Here is a 19,304-nt window from a genome sequence, read left to right as displayed (position 1 = left end):
TTCGAGAGCCCTCGCTGCAGTCCGGCGGGCGCCCGCATCACTCGGTGAGGCGGCGGTCCTCAGCGAGGAGGAGCGCCAGCTCGTCGCGGCTGAAGGACTCGACGGGTGCGTGCGCGGCCATGGCGAGGTAGCCGCCGTCCGCCGCTTCGTAGCTGCCCGCGCCTCCGCCGAGGAGGGCGGGACGCTCGCCCTCGTGCAGGAAGAGCAGGTAGGAGCTCCCGGGGGTGAGCAGGGGCTCCTGCACGGTCGTGTAGCGGACACCGTCCAGGACGCCGCCGGTCTGCGTGATGGTGAGGCGGTCACCCGCCTCGCCCTTGTGGACGGCGGTCACCTCGAGCTCGACCTCCGTGACGGCGATGGCGGCCTCGAGGCTGGCGGCGCGCTGCTCCTCCTCCGACGCCTCGCTCAGCGGATTCAGGAGCGGATCGGTGCCCTCGTAGGTCGGGTACAGGACGGCATCGCGGGTCGAGACGGCGGTGCCCTCGATGATGCGATCCGCCTGCCCGACGAGCTGCGGCAGGTCGTAGGCGGGGTAGTCGACGGCCATCTGCGACGTCCGCTCGACGATCGGCTCCGCGGGAGTTCCTGCACAGCCGGAGAGCAGAGCGGACGAGAGAACGGCCGCCGCGACCACCGAGATCCGGACCGCTGTCGTGGGCTGCATGCGGATCACCCTCTCATGGGAGACCGCTCAGGCCACTGACGGGGCTGCCCGCGCTCTCCGATCCACTGGAGGATGCCGAACGTGACGATCGAGACCAGGGCGACCAGGAGGAGGAATGGAAGGACGCCCAGAAACAGCAACGAGCGGAAGCCGGGTGAACCCTCGAACCCGTCCACGCGCCGGTCCTCCGTTCTGCTCGTGGCCTCAGTAGAGGATCCAGCTGGCGGATTCACCCTCGGTCGTTCACTCCCAGTGCGAGACGACCGGCGGCGGGGCTTCCCGCTCGTGGTTGAGCACTCGGAAAGCGATCGCCAGGATGACGCAGACTCCGGCACCGAGCAGCGCAGCAGCGCCTGCCACCGTCATCCACATCGGCTGGACCGCCGAACCGTCCGCGCACAGTGGATTCCACAGGAAGCTCTCGGGGCTGGAGTAGCTGCCGCGGACCCGACACGCCTCTTCCGGATCCCACAGGAAGATCGAGGACACCACCCCGAGAGCGGCGGCGAAGACGGTGAAGAGCACGGCGAGAACGAGGGGGATCGCGTGATCCGGGCGAGGCGACTGTCTAACGCTCATGGGGACGGAACCTCTCGGACTCGACGTCTCTCACCATTCGTCGCCCAGTCTGCGGAGTCCGTCGTCCTCCGGCAGGGCCTGGCGGGAGTATTCGTGCTCGACCTCGGGCGACGCACTCTCCTGTGCGTCATATCGAGCATCACGGACGGCCGCGATGATGAGACACAGCAGGGCGACGGACAGCGCCGCGGCAGTCGTCAACGTCATCCACATCGGCTGAACCACTGAACCGTCCGAGCACAGCGGATTCCAGAGGAACCTCTCTCCGGTCAATCTGCTTCCGCCGCGGGTTCTGCACGTCTCGCTCGGGTCCCACATGGAGAGGGAGGCCAAGAATCCCACGACGGCTCCAAGAGCGGCGAGAACGAAGGCGAAGACGATGAGCGTCACTCCATTCGGCCGCGGGGCCTCTCCGACGTACATCGGGCCATCATGCACTGCGCTCTTCACCGGCGCACGGGATCTCGTCCGAAGGGAAGCGGAACAGGTCTTCGACCGGCATCCCGAAAGGAGCGAAGCCTGTCGCGGGTCAGCAGTGAGCGCAACGGCTCCTAGGCTGAGCCGGTGGCTACCCCGGCATCGATCCGCTCGCTCGTGGGCGCTGCGCGCATCGCCGTCGGTGCAGCCGCGGTCGCGGTGATCCTCCACACCTACGCGCTGAGTATCGCGGCCGGCGAGCCGAATCCGTTCGACTACTTCGGCTACTTCACGAACCAGACCAGCCTCCTCGCGAGCGCGGTGCTGATCGTCGCCGGTTCGGTCGCGCTCGCCCGCCGTTCGACTCCGGTGTGGCTGAGCCACGTCCGCGGCGCGGCGACGGCCTACCTGATCGTCGTCGCCGTGATCTACAACACAATCGTTCCCGGTACCGGGACGGCACCGCCCTGGGTCAGTGCCGTCCTGCACGTGGTGCTCCCCGCGCTGGTCCTCCTCGACTGGATCGTCGTCGCCGACCGCGGACCGCTCCCGTGGCGCCGGCTGTGGGTGGTCCTGCCCTACCCGATCGTCTGGGTCGTCGTCGTGCTCGTCCGCGGGGCGACCGACGGGTGGGTGCCGTACGGCTTCCTGCTCCCCGAGAACGGAGTGCCGTCGCTCGTCCTGCACGTCGCCGGGCTGACCTGCGCGGTGCTCCTCGCAGGCGCGCTCGTCTGGGCACTGAGCCGGCGGCGCGGAGCGGCCTCCCACCTGCCCGCACCGTCCACCGAGCGGTGAGCCCTCAGGATCGGCACACGGGTCGACCCGGAATCGGCCTGCGCGTGCCTTCTCCCTCCGGCCCGGCCTCGGCCGCGACGTTCTCACGTGGAGGACCATGAGCCGGCGGACCACCAGGACGGCCGCCTCCGACGCCGTCGCGTCGATCCTCGCGCTCGTCGGAGTCGTCGGCGCCGTCTCCAGCGTCGTCCTCGCAGGACTCGGCGCTGTGACGAACTGGCTGATCCTCCTCGGCTGCGCGGGCGACTACCGCAGCACGTTCCTCGAGGTGAACGACCCGCCCCTCGACTGCCTCGCCGGCCCGGCCTGGCCGCTCGTCCGGTGGTTCGCGCTCGTCGGAGTCGGCGCGCTCCTGACCTTCTGCACGCTCGTCATCGGCGCCTACCGTCCCCGTGTCGCTGTTCCGGTCGGCGTCCTGCTCGCGGCGGTCACTGCGGTGAGTGCCGTGCTGACTCTGCCGGCCGTCGGCTCGTAGAGCGTCCCTGTGCGGACAGGTGAGCGACCCTTCGGCAGCCGGTCACCCGCCCCGCGCGGTGCAGTGTCCAGCGGGGGAGTGCTGAGCGGTAGGACTGGGTAGAGGAGGGATTCGTAGGCTGTTCTCATGATTCCTCGTCGACGACTCCGCCCACTGACGGTGCTGCTGTGCGCTGCCTCGGCCATGACGCTCACGGCGTGCTCCGGCTCCGACGGCGCGGTGCAGCGGAGCGAGGGCGTCACCGCGATGGTCGCCTCCGAGGCCCCGGACCTGGTGATGCAGGCGTCGATCGCCGGAACTCTCACGATGACCGAGGAGGGCTGCCTGGCCGTGCAGGACGACGGGACGGCCCTCCCGCTGGTGTTCCCGGTCGGCTCGCGCCTCAGCGGCGACGGGCGGACGATCGACGTCCCTGGTCGGGGAGCGCTGACGACGGGCGACGTCGTGGAGGGCGGCGGCGGCTACCTCACGCTCGAGGACACTCCGGACGAGTGCACGCCGGACGGCGACCCCGTCGAGTCGGTGATCTGGCAGAGCCTGCCCGACTGAGAACCGGCCGAGGGCTCCGCCGGCAGCAGTCCCACCCGCGGACCGCGGCGGGGTGACGGTCGAAGCCACATCTGCGGGAGAACGACGTGCGGTGCGGCCGAGAAGAATTCGGACGTTCCCTGGCGATCGCCTTCAGTGTTCTCGATGACGTGATCGGCCGGAAGCTCGTCAGGAGGACCGCGTCTCCGCTAGGTTCCCCGAGTGACGACAGAAAGCTCTCCTTCCGCTCAGAACCCTTCACCCAGCGGCCGGACGACGATGACCGAGAGCCAGCAGCGCTCGAATCGAGTGGTGACGATCGTCGGATTCGTCCTCGCATTCATCGGCTTCCTCAATGTGGCGGGACTGATCCTCAGTCTCATCGCGCTCATCCGATCTCGGCGAGCGGGTCAGAGGAACGGCCTGGCCCTCGCTGGTGTGATCATCGCGGCAGTCGGGGTGGCCTTCATCGCGGTGCTTCTCGCCGTCCTGGTGCCGATCCTCGTGGACGCGGCACAGACGTGCTCGCGCTTGGGCGAGGGAGTCCACGTCGTGGGCGGCTCCACCTACACCTGCACGGGGACGTCGTTCTCCGTCTCCTCGCGGCCGTGAGAGGGCGCGCCCTGCACCCGTGGAGGAACCGTGAGCCGGTCGATTCCACTGCGTGTCTCCTGCGTCTCCACTCGTCCGCGAGGATCGCGTAGACCGCTGAGTCGATCCAGGTCTCGCCGCGTCTAGCGCTCTTCAGAAAGAGGGCCTCGCGCCGCAGTCCCAGCCGCTCCATCGCGTGCACGGAGCGGCGGTTGTCGGCCGCGGCGCGTCCGATGATGCGGTGCAGGCCGAGCGACCCGAACCCGACGTCGAGGAGAGCGCCGCCCGCTTCGAGCGAGTAGCCCAGGTCGGACGTGGCCGGGTGGAGGAACATGCCGATCTCGCCCTGCTGCCCGTCCGCCGATCGGACGAGGACGGCGTCACCGACGAGCGCCGCCGTCGCCCGGACCTCGACGCCGTAGAAGCGGCGGTGACCCGGCTCGCGCAGCTCCCACTCGGCGTCCCGATCCTCGAACCAGGAGGTGTACTGCCCCTCCGCGAGCGCACCGTGACCGAGGAACCGGGACGCGCGGGCGTCACCGCGCTACGCCATCACGGCCGCCTCGTCCTCCCGGGTGAGCCGACGGAGCCGGAGTCGTCGTGTGAGCAGATCGACCGTGCCGTCCATCCGCCCAGGCTAGGGGCCGGTGAGGTCGGGCCCGCGGAACACCGATCCGTTCGCGGAGGTGCGACGCGACATCGCCGCCTCGGGCTCGGACCCGCTCGTAGGATCTCTCCGTGGCATCGGCCGAATTCACGAAGCGCAGCGCCGAGGCGATCGTGCTGTACCCCGCCGTCGACTACCGGGCCGAGGTCGCCATCCGAGCGATCGCACCCGGCTATACCCGCCTCAGCCGCAGCCAGCACCCGCTGATCTTCGGGACCGCAGAGGGCCTGGAGTTCTGGGACGACCGCCGCCAGGCGGAGCCCGGTGCCGTGCTGCCGTGGAGCCGCGTGGTCGCGATGAACGGTCCGAGCCCCACGTCGAGGCTCGGCGGTCTGCGGATCCGAGTTCGACACGGAGAGCGAGCGCTCACCGTGGAGATCCCGCTGCGTCCGGGTGGCGTCGGTGATCAGCACCTTCCGGCGGTCACGGTCTCGGTGCTGGCGAACCGACTCCGCCTCCTGGCATCGGCCGTCGGGATGGCGGAGGACGTGGCGGAGGTCAGGCCCACCACCGTCCGGCTGCTCCCCGGAACCGACTCGACGGCCTACGCGGTCCGGGCGGGCTGGGTGTCTCTCGCCGGGACGGCGTGCGCGGTCCTGTTCCTCCTGCTGGTGTCGCTCCTGCCGCCCGAGGCCCTCCGAACACCCTCCGTCGGCGTGCCGGTCTACGGGCTGCTGGCCGCTTTCATCGTCAGCGTCGTCGCGGCCCTCGTTCTCGGTCGATACGGCACCGTCCGCCTCGAGGAGGAGACCTCCGCCGGCTACCGCATCACGGGCTCACCCTGGCCGGTCGGCATTCCGCTGGTCGACCGCCGGACGGGCGACGTCGTCCCCGCGCCGGAGGGCACGGCACCTCCGGGCACCGTCTGATCTCGACTCGCCGCCCCGGGGAGATCGCGCGCGGGTTCCGGGATGACCGAGTCCGTCACCGGCGACGCAGCTCGTCGTCTCCAGGGCGGGTGAGGAGTGAGCGGGACGCGGAAGGCCCGACTCGAGACCTCGGCATCACCTCGAAGAGGTGCATTGCACAGCGTGCTGAAGAGCTCTCTGAGCGGACGATTCACAGACGTGAAAGCTGGTCGGCTCGATCGAGACTCCGCGGTCGGGATCGATCCGTCGCGCTCAGGAACACGAAGCTCGTGCCGACGACGGCTACCGCCGCGGGCGTCAGGATGATGAGGGCGACTGAGACGAGTACTCCGGCGATGGTCCACGGTGGATCCATGGGGGAGAGGCCCCAGACGCCGATGACCTGTACTGCAGCGCCCGCGCCGACGAACCCGAGCGCTCGGCGTTCGAGGATCCCGGCGCGGACGGCGGCCGCGGTGGCGATGATCGGTGCGGATGACGCCACGGAGCTGAGCAGGATCAGGTGGACCGGATACCCCCGGTACTGGAACGCTGTGAACGGTCCGGACCACCAGAAGAGACAGAGCGTGCCCGCGGAGGCCAGCCCGCAGAGTGCGATCGCAGCAGCCGACAGCGGCCGGCCACGGAGCAGGGCGACGCCGGCCGCGGACAGCCAGGCGAGTGCGACGAGCGTAGTGGCGATCAGCACCGGACCGGTCGAGAGTCGCGAATCGAAGTTCACGACTCCGGTGATCAGGACGAAGAGCGCCCGCTTGCCGTATTCGAGGGCGACGGCCGTCAATGACCAGGCGGCGAGCAGGAAGAGGGCCCCGATGAGGGTGGTGCCCAGCCTTCGTCGCCGGATCGTGGCCACGAAGGTCTCGATCATCCCGGCTCTCGCAAGACCCGCCCGGTCGGAGCGGGTAGGGCCCGATACTCCCATCGCGTCGTCGCGGTCGAGGTACGCGCTCACCGCACTCTCGCCGTTCCTCTCGCGCCAGGCGGCGGGGTACCAGCGCAGGGCTCGGCGGTAGTCCGCAGCGGAGGAGCTCACGCCGTGGCGCTCCGTCCGAGTCGGCGCACAGCACTCGAGGCGGCCCTTTCCATCTGCGCGAGACGTTCCGCGTCGGCCGCGAGGCGTGCTTCGCCGGCATCGGTCAGGCGGAAGTACCGGCGCCTTCGGCCGTCGACCTCCTCATCGCCGTCGGCGGCGATGAGCCCCTGCCGCTCGAGGCGGTCGAGTGCCGAGTAGAGGGTCGGGATCTTCAGGACCATCGCGCCGTCGGACAATTCCCGCGCCGCAGCGATGATCCCGTACCCGTGGGTTCTGCCGCGCGCGAGGACCGTCATGATCCACAACCGCGGCTCTCGGATCTCCTCCATCCCCGCACCATACTCCGGCTCGCAGGGTATGGCGAGGCGCTGCGAACACGGATCGACCTGCCCGCAGGAGGAGCGGCACTCGGTGGCCCGCTGTGGAGCTCGCCGGCCGCGGGGCTCTCGGCTCAGTGGCTTCAGCCGGGGCTCCCTCACGCGCCTGCGCGCGACCCTCTGCGGCCTGTCGGCGTTGCTCTGCCCGGCGGACGCCGGCTCCGGCGGCAGCGTCGTCCCGATCAGGGCTCGACACCGTCGTGGCGCCGCGGAACGAGGGCGGCCGCTTCCCGGGTGGATCGTGCTCAGGCGCAGCGGGCGAGGTACTGCTTCACATCGGCGCGCGTGAGGGTCTTCAGGGCGTCCAGGTCGTGGGAGCGCAGGTACGCGCGGGCGGCCGCGGTGGCCTTCGCAACGGTCAGCGTCGAGCGGTCGAGGCAGGGAGCGGAGTCGAGCGGGTTCGTGCGCGCCGTGCGGAGGTCCGCGTCGATGCCGGTGACGGCCTGGTCGAGGCTGGTGATGACGATGCGCGCGGCGCCGTCCTGGGTCGGGCTGTTGGGCCACCACTCCTTCGGGTCGCCGGTGCGGTCGTCGAAGGAGACGGTGTAGAAGTCGATGTCGAGGCCGCGGATCGTGTAGTCGCCGTTCGCGTCCGTGCGGGTCTCGACGTAGCTGCCGTACGGCGGCCGGTCGAAGGCGGTGACGGGGACGGAGACGCCGTCGTCGGTGTCGACGTGGCCGCTGATCGTGGCTCCCAGCGGAAGCACGTACTCGGGCAGGGCGAGAGTCCTGCCGGCGCTCACGGAGAAGACGGTGCCCGAGGCGTTCGGTCGGTCCGAGCCGAGGTTGCGCTGGACGTGGAGGCCGTCCTCGACGAGCGCGCTGACCGTGTAGGTCTCGTCGGGTACGACGGCGGCCTCGAAGGCGCCGGCGGCGTCCGTCGTCGCGACGACGAGCGGCTTCACCTCGCTGGTGCTGGTCGGGCGCAGAAGCACCTCCGTGCCGGCGGCCGCGGGCGTGTCGGGCGTCCCCTCGAGCAGGACCCGCCCGGTGATCGTGCCCGTGGGCCCCTGATCGGCGGCGGACGCGGGAGTGGCGAGTGCGGAGGCGGCGACCAGGACGGCGGCGGCGAGTGCGAGCGTGCGCCGGACGGCGGCGCGCGAGAGCGAAGACATGTGATCCCCTCAGCGGGGGCGGCGTGCCCCCATCGCTGCCGACACTAGAGGGCGGGGGAGACGCAGCGCGAGCACGCCCTGAGCCGGACTCTGTCGTCGGGGACCCCGCCTCGGTCCGTAGGCTCTGCTCGTGAGTACACGCGGTCCACTGCTTCGTGACGCGTTCCCGTGGGAGCTGTTCCCCTGGTTCTCCCTCGTGCTGCTGCTCGCTGTCGTCGCGTTCCCGCTGATCCGACTCCGCGATCCCGACCGCCGCCGCGACGCGCAGCTCGTCCTCACTGCCCGCCGGGGCGCGCGAACCGTCTCCGTGATCCTGGGCGTGATCGGAGCCTGCGCACTGACCGCCGTCGGCGTGCTGGTCATGGCGGCGGGGATCCCCGAGGGGTGGGGATTCCTCCTCCTCGCGCTCGGCGCTCTCGTTGCGCCCGCCGTCACGGTCCACCTCGTCGGCGGACGTCGTTCGTAGACCGTTGAGCCGTCGCCCGCTCCGGTCCCGTCTAGGCTCGCCGGTACCGCTCGCCACCGGGGAGGATCGATCGTGACGCGCAGCTCTCGCACAGTGCCGCTTCTGGCGGGCCTCGCGGCTGCTGCACTGCTCGCAGGCTGCGCGCCGACGCTCGTCGGCCCCGGGGACGCGACCACGGAGGTCGCCGAGACGACCGCGCGCGAGAGTGCCGCCGCGCTGGCGGATCGGATCGGCACCGACCGGCCCGACGACATCGACGAGATCGCGAGGGAGGCCGCCGCCGAGGGCGCCGACCTCGTCGGGATCGAGTCCTTCGACGCGCCCGAGCTCGGCGATGCGTTCGGCGCCCTCACCACGCGCATGGTCGGCGTAGACGGACAGTCTTACTGCTTCCGGATCGAGTTCGACTTCTACGGCCGGCACAGCGTCGACGGCGTCACCGTCTTCGGCACCACGACCGGGGTGCAGGACGTCGAGTGCGACGCGTCGACGCCGAGCGTCACTGCGCCGCCCGACACGCGCGAGGTCGTTGTGCCGGCCGCGAACGCGGAGGAGGCCGCGGTCGAGGTGCTGACCGCGCTGCCCGAGGACCCGGGCACGATCGAGGACATCGCCGCCGCGATCAGCGAGCGTCTGGCGACTCCGACGGGACCTCGGGAGGTGGCCGCGCAGCCGACGGTCGCGCTGCGGGGCACGGACGTCGGAGTGGCGATGAGGCACGCCGAGGACTGCGTCCTCGTCAAGCGCGAGGCGGGCGCCGTCACCCGCGTCGTCGTGGCCCCGGTGCTGCTCCAGCCGGGCGAGCTCGGCTGCACCGCCGACACGGCTCTGAGCCCGGCCGAGTCGCTGCGCCCCCCGCACTGACCCGACGTCGAGACGTCGAGCGCGACGCGACAGGAGGCGGCGTCAGCGCAACACGCGTCGTCCTGCCCGCCGGTTCTCGATCGCGAGGATCACGGCGGCGAGGAGCGCGCCGAGGACGGCGCCGATGGTGTTCATGAACCAGTCGTTCGTGTCGCAGGAGCGGCCGATCGCCGGGACGCTCGCCTGGACCAGCTCGATCAGGGCGGACAGGCCGGAGACGGCGGCGGCGACGAGCACGGGGCGGCCGACCGCGACCGCGAGCAGCAGGGCCCCGGGGAGCAGGAGGGCGATGTTCGCGAGGGTGTCGATGCCGTCGAACGGCACCGAGAACTGCACGGTGCAGAAGATCAGCGGCGTGCCGTCCGGCGGGTACATCGTCAGCGCGATGCCCGCGAGGAAGGCCACCGCGGCGAGGACGAGGAGGGTCCTCCTCGCGCCGCGCCGGTGCAGCAGCCAGGCGAGCGCCGTGACCAGCGCGACCGCGATCCAGAAGCCGATCGGCACGAGCGCGGCGTGCTCGACGAGGAAGGTGCTGATCATGGCGCTCTGCTCTCGGGTGGCGGGGTGGCGTGATCGGAATCAGCGGGCGGAGGGACGGACGCGCGATCACCGACGGCGTCGACGCACGGGGGAGACGTCCGCGCAGCCCGAATCGAGCCCTCGGCGGAGGTCGGCCCCGGAGGCAGGCCTCGGAGGCAGGCCCCGGAGGTCGGCCCCGGAGGTCGACCCCGGCGGTCAGCGCCGAGGACGGCGCCGGAGGTCAGCTGCGGAGAGGAGAGCCCACGACGTCGAAGCGGTGGCCGCCGAAGGCGCCGCTGAGCAGCGGGCGCGCCCGCTCGATCGCGGCCTGGACCTGCGGGAGGGCCAGCGAGGCCCGGTGCGCCTCGGCGCTCTCCCACAGTTCGACGACGAAGACGGTGTCCGGCTGCTCGTCGTCGACGCCGACCTCGTAGGCCAGGCAGCCGGCGTCGACGAGGGCGTCGTTGTGCTCGATGAGGAGGGCGACGAGCTCGTCGCGTCTGCCGGGTGCGGCTCCCAGGGTGCCGACGTTCGCGAAGGTCATGCCGCGAGGCTACCGGTGCCGGCGCCTCCGCTCCTCGCCTCGATCCTCCGCGCCGGTGCTCGGCGGCCGACTCCGGCGGCCCCGCGCTACGAGGGAGGTTCTGACAGAACCCTTCACGGCGACATCAGCCCCTCCTACCGTTGCGAGCATGGATCACCGAGCAGAGGTACGCGAGTTCCTGACATCACGTCGGGGGCGCCTCACCCCGGAGCAGGCCGGGGTCGAGCCGGGCGGCGGCCGCCGCCGGGTGGCAGGCCTCCGTCGCGACGAGGCTGCACGGCTGGCGGGCGTGAGCGTCGACTACTACACCCGCCTGGAGCGCGGGAACCTGGCCGGCGTGTCCGACTCCGTCCTCGATGCGATCGCCAGGGCGCTGCACCTGGACCGTGCCGAGCACGATCACCTCTGCGATCTGGCGCGGACCGCGAACGAGGCCGGAGTCCGCACGAGGCGGTCCCGCACCGTCGCGACCGTGCGGCCGGAGGTGCAGTACCTGCTCGACGCGATCACGGGCGCGCCCGCCTTCGTGTCGAACACACGGATGGATCTCGTCGCCGCCAACGCGCTCGGCTTCGCCCTCTACTCGGAGATGTACCGCAACACCGCGCGGCCGGCGAACCACTCCCGGTTCATCTTCTTCGACCCCCGCGCGCACACCTTCTACCCCGACTGGGAGCGCGCGGCCGACGTGAACGTCGCGATCCTCCGCCGCGACGCCGGCCGCAACCCCCACGACGCGCAACTCGCCGCTCTCATCGGCGAGCTGTCGATGCGCAGCGACGACTTCCGGACCCGGTGGGCCGAGCACAACGTCCGGCGTCACTACAGCGGTCTCAAGCAGTTCGAGCATCCGGTCGTCGGGCTCTTGGAGCTCACCTTCCAGGTGAGCGAGCTGCAGGACGACCCTGGTCACTCGATGACGGTCTACCCCGCCGTTCCCGGAAGCGCCTCCGACGAGAAGCTCCGGATGCTCGCGACCTGGGCCGCCACCGAGGACATCGCGCGCCTCACCGCCGGCTCCGTGAGCTGACTCCTCTTCCTTTCTCCTCTCCCCGCCTCACGGTGGGTACGGCCTCATCCGCCGGCACGAACCCTCGAAGGACCTCATGACCTCCACTGCGCCCGTACGCCTCCCCGACGGGAGCGAGCGCGTCGAACCGCGGACGATGCCCTGGTTCGCGCTCGCTCTGCTCGCCACGATGGGCTTCCTCCTCGTCGCCGCCGAGACGATGCCGGCGGGCCTGCTGCCGATCATCGCTGAGGGAATGGACACCAGCGAAGGAGTCGTCGGACAGTTCATCAGCGTCTGGGCGCTCGGCACCGTCATCGTCACCATCCCCGCGATCAGCCTCACTCGTGGATTCCGCCGCAAGCCGCTGCTCCTCGGGAGCATCGCCTGCCTGATCGTCGCGAACACCGTCACTGCGCTCTCCAGCGACGTCGCGGTCTCCCTCGTCTCACGATTCGTCGCCGGAGCGTTCACCGGGATCATCTGGGGGATGCTCGCCGCGTACGGCCGCCGGATCAGCCCGCCTCGCAGAGCGGGACTGGCGCTGTCCATCGTGTCGGTCGGCGCCCCGGTCGGCTTCGCGCTCGGCACGCCACTCGGAGCGTGGCTCGGCACGGCCCTCGACTGGCGCTGGTCGTTCGGCGGTCTGAGCATTCTCGCGCTGCTCGCGTTCGTCCTGATCGCCCTCTTCGTCCCGGACACCCCAGGCCGGCCGCGAGCCGCAGCCGGGAGCCTCCCGCTGGCGCGCGTCTTCGCCATGCCAGGAGTGGCGATCGTCTGCCTGACGATCCTCGTCTGGATGCTCGCGCACAACACCATCTACACCTACATCGCGCCGTTCCTGCGCGAGGGCGGATCAGGACTCCGACCCGACCTCGTTCTCCTCGTCTACGGCGTCTCCTCGATCCTCGGCGTCGCGATCACCGCCGCGACCATCGACCGCTTCCCGCGGGCGCTGCTGCACTCGAGCCTCGCGGTGTTCGTGCTCGCCGGTCTGATCCTGCTCGTGGGCCGCGGCGCACCCGCCGCTGTCCTGCTGGCCGGCGTGCTGTGGGGCATCGGCTTCGGCGGCGCCTCCGCGCAGCTGCAGTCGGCACTCAGCCGCTCCGGGCGCGAGAACTCCGACATCGCGAATTCTTTCCTCCCCGTCGCGTTCAACCTCGCGATCTTCGCGGCGGGCATCATCGGCGCTCTTCTTCTGGAGAACCTTCCCGCACTGGTCCTGGCGGCCCTCATGGCGGTCCTCGGCGCTGTCGCCCTCATCATCACCTTCTACGGCCGCCGGACCGCGTTCACCGTCGACCACCTCGACGCGCGCTGATGCGACACCCGGCGATCCAGCAGAGCAGGAGCTTCACATGACGACGAACTCGCGCCAGGCCACGCCCTACGAGCGCGTCACCGACTGACCCCCCTCCCGAAAGGAACACCATGAAAGCCACTGTCATGTACGGCGCCGGCGACGTCCGCGTCGAAGAGGTCCCGGACCCCGTCATCCAGCAGCCGACCGAGGCCCTGATCCGAGTGACCTACGCCTGTGTCTGCGGCTCTGACCTCCACCCCTACCACGACCTCGGCGGCACTCCCGAGGGTCGCCGAATGGGCCACGAGGCCATCGGAGTGGTGGAGCAGATCGGCGACGACGTCACGACCCTCTCCGTCGGCGACACCGTCATCGTGCCCTTCGCGTGGTCGGACGGGACCTGTCCCTTCTGCCAGGACGGCATCACCACCTCCTGCGTCCACGGCGGGTTCTTCGACGGAGCCCCCTCCGCGACCCAGGCGGAGAAGCTCATCGTCCCGCAGGCCGACGGCACCGCCGTCGTCATCCCGGCGGGCACCGACGAGTCGCTCATGCCGAGTCTGCTGACGCTGTCCGACGTCTACCTCACCGGCTATCACGCCGCCCTGCGCGGCGACGTCGGGCCCGGCAAGACCGTCACGGTCATCGGTGACGGCGCCGTCGGCCTGTCCGCGGTTCTCGCGGCGAAGCAGCTCGGCGCCGAGAGGATCATCCTGATGGGCCGGCACACGGCCCGCACCGATCTCGGTCGCGAGTTCGGTGCCACCCACGTCGTCGCTGAGCGCGGCGACGAGGGAGTGGCGAAGGTGATGGAGATCACCGACGGTGAGGGGTCGCACGTCGTCCTCGAGGCCGTCGGCCACATGCCGGCCTACGAGCAGGCCTACCGGGTCGTCCGCCCCGGCGGCACCATCAGCCGCGTCGGCGTCCCGCAGTACGAGGACGCAGCCGTCGGCTTCCTGTCGCTCTTCGGCAAGAACGCCACGCTCACCGGCGGCCCCGCCACCGTCCGCGCGTACATCGAGCAGGTCCTCCCGCAGGTCCTGGACGGAACCATCGAGCCCGGACGCGTGTTCGACCGGGAGATGCCGCTCGCCGAGATCGCGGAGGCCTATCGCCTGATGGACTCCCGCGAAGCCCTCAAGGTGCTGATCCGCCCGTAAGCCCGCGCCATCGAATGCCCTGCCGTCCTCGGCAGGGCATTCGTCGTTCCCCGACTGCTCAGCACGAGCGTGACACCGGTCCGCACGTCACGCGGTCGGCACGAGTGGTCCGGCCTCTGTGATCGCGAGGGCGTGCTCGGTGTGCGCCGCACGGCTCCCGTCCGCCGACCGCGCCGCCCAGCCGTCAGGGTCCCTCCGGACTCGTGATGTCGTTCTCGGAAGCGTCCCGGGCACGTGCATCCGTCGGCTCAAGACCGAACTCCGCGGCGAGAGCGTCGAGTTCGGTCGTGAAGTCCTCGCGCAGTCGGGCCTTCTCCGCCGCCGGCAGCCACGACGCGTCGACCCCTGTCAGTGCCATCGCGCGCAGTTGGGCGGGCGTCGCCCCGATCGGACCGGCGGCGATGCGGTACTCGTCGACGAGGGTGGTCGGGAACATGCCCGGGTCGTCCGAGCAGGGGGTGACCCGCAGACCGGCGTCGAGCATTGCGCGGATGGAGGCGCGGCGCCACGGGCGCCAGGAGCGGCGGGAGGTGGTCGACGCGACGGTGAAGACGACGCCGTCCTCGCGCATCCGCTCGACGACCGCCGAATCTTCGAGCACGAAGTAGCCGTGGTCGATGCGGTCGCAGCCCAGCAGGTCGAGGCAGGTGATCGTGTTCGCGGCGGTGGGGGCGTGCTCGGAGGAGTGCGCGGTGCGGCCCAGTCCCGCCCGGCCGGCGAGCGCGTACGCCTCGGCGAAGCGCTCGGGCGGGCCGGCGGTCTCGAGGTTGTCGAGGCCGATGCCGGCGACGTACTCGTGCGGGGAGTCGACGACCTGCTGCACGAGGGCGAGGGCTTCCTCCCCGCTGCGGCTGCGGTCGATGCCGGCGATCATCCGCCCGGTCATGCCGAAGTCGCGCTCGGCGGCGCGGATGCCGTCGGCGTAGGCCTCGATGCTGCCGCGGTACCCGAGCCCCGCGAGGTGCTCGGGCACGCCGTCGAAGAAGAGCTCGAGATGGCGCGTGCCGCTGCGGTGGTGCGCGTCCTCGAAGGCCTCGTAGACGATCCGGGTGAGGTCCTCCGCCGAGCGGAGCACCTGCACGACCCACTCCGAGACCTGGAAGAGGGAGTAGGAGACGTCGGGCTCGCCCGCCGAGCGGTCCTGCGGCACCGGGACGACGGTGTCGCGGTAGAGCGCCGGGTCGGGCGGGAGGGAGTTGATGTCCGAGAAGATCCGCTCCGGGTCTGCTGGCAGCGCGAGGCCCTCCCGGCGGGCGAGCTCGGCGAACGTGCTCGCGCGCACGGTGCCGATCAGGTGGCAGTGCAGGTCGACCTTGGGGATCCGACGGATCCACTCGTCGGGGACGGAGGCGGTCGTGGGGGCGGTCTCGGTGCTCATGGCGATCTCTCCGGGTGCTGCGGGTGGTGCGGGGAGGGAGGGTGTCCGGGCGCGACGCGGTGGCCGCGCCCGGACGCACTGCCTACTGGGCGGTGACCTCGCGGGCGAAGCGGTCGACCCAGTCCGAGCGGGTGGGGACGAGCTCGGTGGGGTCGAGGGTCTCGTAGCCGGCGGCGGTGGGGTCGGCAGCGATGTCCCCGACGACGGCGGTGATCGACTCCGGGACCTGAGCGGCGAGGTTCACCGGCAGGTCGCCCACGATCTCGGCGGAGGAGGTCTGCGCTTCGACGGAGAGCAGGTAGTCGATGAACTGCTCCGCGGCGTCGGTGTTCGCGGCTCCAGCGGGGATCATCGCGCGGTTGGTCGCCATGTAGCGGCCGGTGGCGGGCGGAGTCCAGCCGATCGGCTCGCCCGAGGCGACGAGGTCGGTGGCGAAGCCGCTGAGGGCGTCGGCGGCGGTGATCTCACCCTGGGTCAGCAGGTTCGTGACCTCGGTGGAGGAGCTGTAGAACTGCAGCACGCCGGGCGCCCAGCCGGAGAGGGTGTCGAGCGCCGTGTCGATGTCGTAGGGCCCGTCGCCGTAGGTGGCCGCGACTCCGCTGATCATCAGCTGGCCCGCGGTGACCGAGATGTCGGGCAGCGCGACGCGGCCGGCGTTCGCGGCGTCGCCGTAGAGCTCCCAGTCGGCGGCCTGCTCGGACGAGAAGGCGTCGGTGGAGTAGAGCGTGCCGTTGAGCTGGTAGCTGTAGGCCGGACCGAGGTAGACGTCCTCCTTCGCGAAGTCGGCGATGTCGGCGATCGCGGGAACGGCGTCCACGTCGACCTGCTCGAAGAGGTCGTCCTCCTGGCCGAGCGCGGCGTAGTAGTCGCTGATGAGCATCACGTCGACGCCGGGGTCGTCGCCGCCCGCGAGCTGCAGCTGCGACAGCCGGTCGGAGTTGGAGCCGGTCTCGACCTCGACCTCGATGCCGGTCGCCTCGGTGAAGGGGTCGATGACCGCCTCCTGGAACTGCTCGACCCCGAAGGGGAAGGTGCTGACGACGAGGGTGTCGGAGGCGCCCTCCGCGCTGCCGGAGTCGGAGCCGCCGGAGCAGCCGGCGAGAGCGAGTGCGCCGATGACGGCGCCGGCGGTGAGGCTGATGGCGCGCCGGGGAGTGATGCGGGACATGGCGGTTCCTTTCGAGGGGAGCTGTGGAGGGGAGCTGCGGGGGAGCGGAGGCTTCGGAGAAGGGGCGGGGGCGGGAGGACCCGCGCTCAGTCGCGGGCGATGGCGACGATCTGCGACGCCGCGGCCGAGACGATCACGGGGTCACCGGGCGCGACGCGTGCGGCGGAGTCGGCGCGCACGTCCGACACGAGCCGCACCCGGTCGCCGGCGGGGTCCGTCGCCTCGACCGTCACGAGCACGTCGACCCCTCGGTACGCGACATCGACGACGACCGCGGGCAGCGACAAGGCGGACGAGCCGGTGGCCTCGCCGCTCGTCACCGCGAGGTGCTCCGGCCGCACGGTCGCGAGCGATCCGTCGGCGAGGCCGAGGAAGTTCTCGTAGCCGAGGAAGTCGGCGACGAAGCGGTTGGCCGGAGCGCCGAAGACTGCGGCCGGACCGCCCTGCTGCATGATGCGCCCGGCGCGCATGAGCACCATCTCGTCGCTCATCTCGAGCGCCTCGTCCTGGTCGTGGGTGACCAGAACGACGGTCAGGCCCGTCTCGGACTGGATGCGGCGGATCTCGGAGCGCATCTGGACGCGGAGCCGCGCATCGAGGTTCGAGAGCGGTTCGTCGAGCAGGAGAAGCCGCGGGCGGATCGCGATGGCGCGGGCGAGGGCCACGCGCTGCTGCTGACCGCCCGAGAGCCGCCGCGGCCGGCTGGCCGCGAGATGCGCGAGCCCGACCATCTCGAGGCTCTCGGTCACCCGCTGCGCTCGCTCGGCGCGTCCGAGGCCGCGCAGCTTGAGGCCGTAGCCCACGTTGTCGGCGACGCTGAGGTGCGGGAACAGCGCGTACGACTGGAACACCATGCCCAGCCCGCGCTTCTCGGGGGCGAGCCGGGTGCTGTCGACGCCGTCGATCAGGATCCGGCCGGAGGTCGGCGTGGAGTAGCCCGCGAGCATCCGCAGCGACGTGGTCTTGCCGCATCCGCTGGGCCCGAGGAGGGTGGTCAGCTTCCCGGCCGGGATCGCCAGGTCGATGCCGTCGACCGCGGTGAAGTCACCGAAGACCTGACTGACGTCGACGAATTCCGCTGCTGCGCTCATCGGTTGATGCCTCCGAAGATCTGGGCGAAGCCGACGCTGCGCTCGGCGATGATCGCGATGACGACGGTCGCCGCGAGGATGAGGGTGGACGTGGCCGCGACCATGGGGTCGTAGCTCTGCTGGACGTAGTCGAGCATCGTGACGGGCAGGGTCCTGGCGTCGCGGCTCTGCAGGAGCAGCGACAGCGGGACGTTGTTGAACGAGGTCACGAATCCGAGCAGCGCGGCAGAGAAGACGCCGGGGCGCAGGATCGGGAGCGTCACGGTGAAGAAGGTGCGCAGAGGACCAGCACCTAGTCCTCGCGCGGCCTCCTCGAGCGCGGGGTCGCTGGTGGCGAGCGAGGCGCCGGTCACGCGGACCGCGTAGGGGAGCAGGAGCGCCGTGTGCCCGATCAGCAGCACGGCCGCGTTGTCGACGTCGAGCGTGACGACGAGCTGCTGGAACAGCGCCAGGCCGACCACGAGCTCGGGCACGATCAGCGGCGAGAGGAAGAGACCCTCGATCAGCGAGCGCCCGGGGATGCGGCCCCGGTAGATCGCCAGGGTGGCGGGGATGCCGATCAGCAGGGCGATCGCCGTCGAGAGCACTGCGAGCTGCGCGCTGGTCGCCAGCGACTCCAGGAACGGGTCGTACGAGAGCGCCTCGCCGAACCAGCGGAACGAGAAGCCCTCCGGCGGGAAGCGGAGCGTTGAGCCGGCGGTGAAGGCCGTGGCGACGACGAACAGGATCGGCACGATCATGATCACGTAGCCGGCGACCGCGAGCGACGCGGCGACGGGGCGGCGGGTCCTCATGAGACGGCTCCCTTCCGGGCGACGAGGGAGGAGAGTCCGGAGACCAGGAAGACCAGGACCGTCATGACGATCGCCGTGGCGGAGGCGCCGGCCCAGTCGATCGTGACGCTGGAGTAGGAGAACAGCTGGGTGCTCAGCATCCGCTGGCTCGACCCTCCGAGTAGGTAGGGCGTGGTGTAGGCGGTGACGGAGCCGGCGAAGACCAGCGTCGCGGCGACGACCACGCCGGGCAGCGAGAGCGGGACGACCACGTCCCAGAAGGTGCGGGTGGGGCTCGCTCCGAGCCCGCGGGCGGCGTCGTCGAGGCCGGCGTCGACCTGGGAGACGGCGGAGTAGCAGGAGATGATCGCGAGCGGCAGGAAGAGCTGCGTCAGGCCCAGCACGATCGCGAGCTCCGTGTAGAGCAGCTGCGGCGCCTCGGACACGACCCCCAGGCCCACGAGCAGCTGGCCGATCGCGCCGTTCGAGCCGAGTACCACGAGCCAGCCGAAGGTGCGCACGACGTTGCTGAGCAGCAGCGGGAAGATCGCGAGGGCCAGCAGGACGCCGGACCAGCGCGATGAGGAGCGCGCCAGCAGGTAGGCGATCGGGAAGCCGAGGACGACGCAGATCAGCGTGACCACGAGCCCGATGCCGACCGTGCGGCCGATGATGCGCAGCTCGTAGGGGTCGGTGAGCATCTCGCCGACGCGGGCGATCACCTCGAGGGGACCCGTGCCGGGAGGGGCGAAGAGCATCACCAGCGAGGGGACGACGAAGAAGAGCAGCAGGAAGCCCAGCCCGGGCAGGAGCAGGAGGGGAGCGGTCCTCGACCTCACGAGTACCTCCGATCGGACGCGTCGGGCGGCGTCAGGAAGGCCGCGGATTGGATGTAACCGGTTGCATCGAGAGTAGA

At 70.9% G+C, this 19,304-nt stretch carries 23 protein-coding genes and 1 pseudogene; 10 read left to right on the top strand and 14 right to left on the bottom strand.

Going from position 1 to position 19,304, the window contains the following annotated elements:
• Positions 1-37 precede the first annotated feature (37 nt).
• The 3 genes from EDF22_RS08335 to EDF22_RS08325 form a co-directional block, all read right to left on the bottom strand.
• A complete protein-coding gene (locus EDF22_RS08335) occupies positions 38-664 on the bottom strand; it encodes a hypothetical protein (RefSeq protein WP_148059154.1) in 627 nt (208 codons plus the stop codon).
• 243 nt (positions 665-907) lie between these two features.
• A complete protein-coding gene (locus EDF22_RS08330; protein ID WP_148059153.1) occupies positions 908-1,189 on the bottom strand; it encodes a hypothetical protein in 282 nt (93 codons plus the stop codon).
• Positions 1,190-1,273: 84 nt separating this feature from the next.
• Entirely contained in the window at positions 1,274-1,666 is a 393-nt protein-coding gene (locus EDF22_RS08325; RefSeq protein WP_148059152.1) for a hypothetical protein, read from the bottom strand.
• A 141-nt stretch (positions 1,667-1,807) separates the two neighbouring features.
• On the opposite strand from EDF22_RS08325, the gene EDF22_RS08320 reads away from it, so the two are divergent.
• The 4 genes from EDF22_RS08320 to EDF22_RS21255 all read left to right on the top strand — a co-directional run bounded on the left by EDF22_RS08320 (position 1,808) and on the right by EDF22_RS21255 (position 4,070).
• Entirely contained in the window at positions 1,808-2,455 is a 648-nt protein-coding gene (locus tag EDF22_RS08320; RefSeq protein WP_260303352.1) for a Pr6Pr family membrane protein, read from the top strand.
• Positions 2,456-2,552: 97 nt separating this feature from the next.
• Positions 2,553-2,930, top strand: a complete 378-nt coding sequence (locus EDF22_RS08315; protein WP_123703909.1) for a hypothetical protein — start codon at positions 2,553-2,555, stop codon at positions 2,928-2,930.
• A 126-nt stretch (positions 2,931-3,056) separates the two neighbouring features.
• Complete coding sequence (locus tag EDF22_RS08310) at positions 3,057-3,479, top strand: hypothetical protein (protein WP_148059151.1); 423 nt, start codon at positions 3,057-3,059, stop codon at positions 3,477-3,479.
• A gap of 291 nt (positions 3,480-3,770) precedes the next feature.
• Positions 3,771-4,070, top strand: a complete 300-nt coding sequence (locus EDF22_RS21255) for a hypothetical protein (RefSeq protein WP_243600130.1) — start codon at positions 3,771-3,773, stop codon at positions 4,068-4,070.
• A gap of 163 nt (positions 4,071-4,233) precedes the next feature.
• On the opposite strand, the pseudogene EDF22_RS21480 reads toward EDF22_RS21255, so the two are convergent.
• Positions 4,234-4,578: pseudogene (locus EDF22_RS21480) on the bottom strand (GNAT family N-acetyltransferase); the annotation flags it as partial.
• Positions 4,579-4,787: 209 nt separating this feature from the next.
• Between EDF22_RS21480 and EDF22_RS08300 the strand changes: the two are divergent.
• Entirely contained in the window at positions 4,788-5,585 is a 798-nt protein-coding gene (locus tag EDF22_RS08300; RefSeq protein WP_123703903.1) for a hypothetical protein, read from the top strand.
• 190 nt (positions 5,586-5,775) lie between these two features.
• On the opposite strand, the gene EDF22_RS08295 is transcribed toward EDF22_RS08300, so the two are convergent.
• The 3 genes from EDF22_RS08295 to EDF22_RS08285 all read right to left on the bottom strand — a co-directional run bounded on the left by EDF22_RS08295 (position 5,776) and on the right by EDF22_RS08285 (position 8,110).
• Positions 5,776-6,618 (bottom strand): hypothetical protein, encoded by an 843-nt coding sequence (locus tag EDF22_RS08295; RefSeq protein ID WP_123703901.1) that lies wholly within the window; start codon positions 6,616-6,618, stop codon positions 5,776-5,778.
• The gene (locus EDF22_RS08290; RefSeq protein WP_123703899.1) at positions 6,615-6,947 is read right to left on the bottom strand and encodes a PadR family transcriptional regulator; all 333 of its coding nucleotides are present in this window, start codon (positions 6,945-6,947) and stop codon (positions 6,615-6,617) included. Before EDF22_RS08290 ends, EDF22_RS08295 begins: the two co-directional genes overlap by 4 nt.
• Before the next feature lie 293 nt (positions 6,948-7,240).
• The gene (locus EDF22_RS08285) at positions 7,241-8,110 is read right to left on the bottom strand and encodes a carboxypeptidase-like regulatory domain-containing protein (RefSeq protein WP_123703897.1); all 870 of its coding nucleotides are present in this window, start codon (positions 8,108-8,110) and stop codon (positions 7,241-7,243) included.
• A gap of 130 nt (positions 8,111-8,240) precedes the next feature.
• Here EDF22_RS08285 and EDF22_RS08280 point away from each other — a divergent pair, with 130 nt between their 5' ends.
• Both EDF22_RS08280 and EDF22_RS08275 read left to right on the top strand, forming a co-directional pair.
• Positions 8,241-8,576 carry a hypothetical protein gene (locus tag EDF22_RS08280; RefSeq protein ID WP_148059150.1) on the top strand — a complete coding sequence of 112 codons (336 nt, stop codon included), beginning with the start codon at positions 8,241-8,243 and terminating at the stop codon, positions 8,574-8,576.
• Positions 8,577-8,648: 72 nt separating this feature from the next.
• Complete coding sequence (locus tag EDF22_RS08275; RefSeq protein WP_148059149.1) at positions 8,649-9,440, top strand: hypothetical protein; 792 nt, start codon at positions 8,649-8,651, stop codon at positions 9,438-9,440.
• Between the two features lie 42 nt (positions 9,441-9,482).
• On the opposite strand, the gene EDF22_RS08270 is transcribed toward EDF22_RS08275, so the two are convergent.
• On the bottom strand, positions 9,483-9,980 hold the full coding sequence (locus tag EDF22_RS08270; RefSeq protein ID WP_123703891.1) for a VanZ family protein: 498 nt from the start codon (positions 9,978-9,980) through the stop codon (positions 9,483-9,485).
• A gap of 220 nt (positions 9,981-10,200) precedes the next feature.
• Entirely contained in the window at positions 10,201-10,503 is a 303-nt protein-coding gene (locus EDF22_RS08265) for a putative quinol monooxygenase (RefSeq protein WP_123703889.1), read from the bottom strand.
• Between EDF22_RS08265 and EDF22_RS08260 the strand changes: the two genes are divergently transcribed.
• The 3 genes from EDF22_RS08260 to EDF22_RS08250 all read left to right on the top strand — a co-directional run bounded on the left by EDF22_RS08260 (position 10,433) and on the right by EDF22_RS08250 (position 13,978).
• Positions 10,433-11,533: a helix-turn-helix transcriptional regulator gene (locus EDF22_RS08260; RefSeq protein ID WP_397460138.1), complete on the top strand. Its 1,101-nt coding sequence runs from the start codon at positions 10,433-10,435 to the stop codon at positions 11,531-11,533. The two genes, EDF22_RS08265 and EDF22_RS08260, sit on opposite strands and share 71 nt — an antisense overlap.
• A 76-nt stretch (positions 11,534-11,609) precedes the next feature.
• Positions 11,610-12,833, top strand: a complete 1,224-nt coding sequence (locus EDF22_RS08255) for an MFS transporter (protein ID WP_260303351.1) — start codon at positions 11,610-11,612, stop codon at positions 12,831-12,833.
• A gap of 110 nt (positions 12,834-12,943) precedes the next feature.
• A complete protein-coding gene (locus tag EDF22_RS08250) occupies positions 12,944-13,978 on the top strand; it encodes a zinc-binding dehydrogenase (protein ID WP_185038817.1) in 1,035 nt (344 codons plus the stop codon).
• Between the two features lie 184 nt (positions 13,979-14,162).
• On the opposite strand, the gene EDF22_RS08240 is transcribed toward EDF22_RS08250, so the two are convergent.
• The 5 genes from EDF22_RS08240 to EDF22_RS08220 form a co-directional block, all read right to left on the bottom strand.
• Positions 14,163-15,356: a hypothetical protein gene (locus EDF22_RS08240; protein WP_260303350.1), complete on the bottom strand. Its 1,194-nt coding sequence runs from the start codon at positions 15,354-15,356 to the stop codon at positions 14,163-14,165.
• A gap of 82 nt (positions 15,357-15,438) precedes the next feature.
• Positions 15,439-16,524, bottom strand: coding sequence for a PotD/PotF family extracellular solute-binding protein (locus EDF22_RS08235; protein WP_123703881.1), 1,086 nt, complete (start codon positions 16,522-16,524; stop codon positions 15,439-15,441).
• Positions 16,525-16,610: 86 nt separating this feature from the next.
• Complete coding sequence (locus tag EDF22_RS08230) at positions 16,611-17,615, bottom strand: ABC transporter ATP-binding protein (protein WP_123703879.1); 1,005 nt, start codon at positions 17,613-17,615, stop codon at positions 16,611-16,613.
• Positions 17,612-18,409, bottom strand: a complete 798-nt coding sequence (locus EDF22_RS08225) for an ABC transporter permease (protein WP_123446479.1) — start codon at positions 18,407-18,409, stop codon at positions 17,612-17,614. The genes EDF22_RS08230 and EDF22_RS08225 overlap by 4 nt, the downstream gene beginning before the upstream one ends.
• Complete coding sequence (locus EDF22_RS08220) at positions 18,406-19,227, bottom strand: ABC transporter permease (protein WP_123703877.1); 822 nt, start codon at positions 19,225-19,227, stop codon at positions 18,406-18,408. Before EDF22_RS08220 ends, EDF22_RS08225 begins: the two co-directional genes overlap by 4 nt.
• Positions 19,228-19,304 lie beyond the last annotated feature (77 nt).

Origin of the sequence: Rathayibacter sp. PhB127 (genome assembly GCF_003751665.1) — a bacterium.
In the GTDB taxonomy this organism is placed as follows: Bacteria; Actinomycetota; Actinomycetes; order Actinomycetales; family Microbacteriaceae; genus Rathayibacter; species Rathayibacter festucae.
Note: the sequence above shows the minus strand (reverse complement) of the source record. Positions and strands in the feature narration are given on the sequence as shown.

Bases quoted from the DNA above. Each gene is read 5' to 3' on its own strand.
- EDF22_RS08335 (WP_148059154.1), bottom strand. From the start codon at position 664: ATGCAGCCCACGACAGCGGTCCGGATCTCGGTGGTCGCGGCGGCCGTT.
- EDF22_RS08325 (WP_148059152.1), bottom strand. From the start codon at position 1,666: ATGTACGTCGGAGAGGCCCCGCGGCCGAATGGAGTGACGCTCATCGTC.
- EDF22_RS08315 (WP_123703909.1), top strand. From the start codon at position 2,553: ATGAGCCGGCGGACCACCAGGACGGCCGCCTCCGACGCCGTCGCGTCG.
- EDF22_RS08310 (WP_148059151.1), top strand. From the start codon at position 3,057: ATGATTCCTCGTCGACGACTCCGCCCACTGACGGTGCTGCTGTGCGCT.
- EDF22_RS08290 (WP_123703899.1), bottom strand. From the start codon at position 6,947: ATGGAGGAGATCCGAGAGCCGCGGTTGTGGATCATGACGGTCCTCGCG.
- EDF22_RS08285 (WP_123703897.1), bottom strand. From the start codon at position 8,110: ATGTCTTCGCTCTCGCGCGCCGCCGTCCGGCGCACGCTCGCACTCGCC.
- EDF22_RS08270 (WP_123703891.1), bottom strand. From the start codon at position 9,980: ATGATCAGCACCTTCCTCGTCGAGCACGCCGCGCTCGTGCCGATCGGC.
- EDF22_RS08260 (WP_397460138.1), top strand. From the start codon at position 10,433: ATGAGGAGGGCGACGAGCTCGTCGCGTCTGCCGGGTGCGGCTCCCAGG.
- EDF22_RS08265 (WP_123703889.1), bottom strand. From the start codon at position 10,503: ATGACCTTCGCGAACGTCGGCACCCTGGGAGCCGCACCCGGCAGACGC.
- EDF22_RS08255 (WP_260303351.1), top strand. From the start codon at position 11,610: ATGACCTCCACTGCGCCCGTACGCCTCCCCGACGGGAGCGAGCGCGTC.
- EDF22_RS08250 (WP_185038817.1), top strand. From the start codon at position 12,944: ATGAAAGCCACTGTCATGTACGGCGCCGGCGACGTCCGCGTCGAAGAG.
- EDF22_RS08240 (WP_260303350.1), bottom strand. From the start codon at position 15,356: ATGAGCACCGAGACCGCCCCCACGACCGCCTCCGTCCCCGACGAGTGG.
- EDF22_RS08235 (WP_123703881.1), bottom strand. From the start codon at position 16,524: ATGTCCCGCATCACTCCCCGGCGCGCCATCAGCCTCACCGCCGGCGCC.
- EDF22_RS08230 (WP_123703879.1), bottom strand. From the start codon at position 17,615: ATGAGCGCAGCAGCGGAATTCGTCGACGTCAGTCAGGTCTTCGGTGAC.
- EDF22_RS08225 (WP_123446479.1), bottom strand. From the start codon at position 18,409: ATGAGGACCCGCCGCCCCGTCGCCGCGTCGCTCGCGGTCGCCGGCTAC.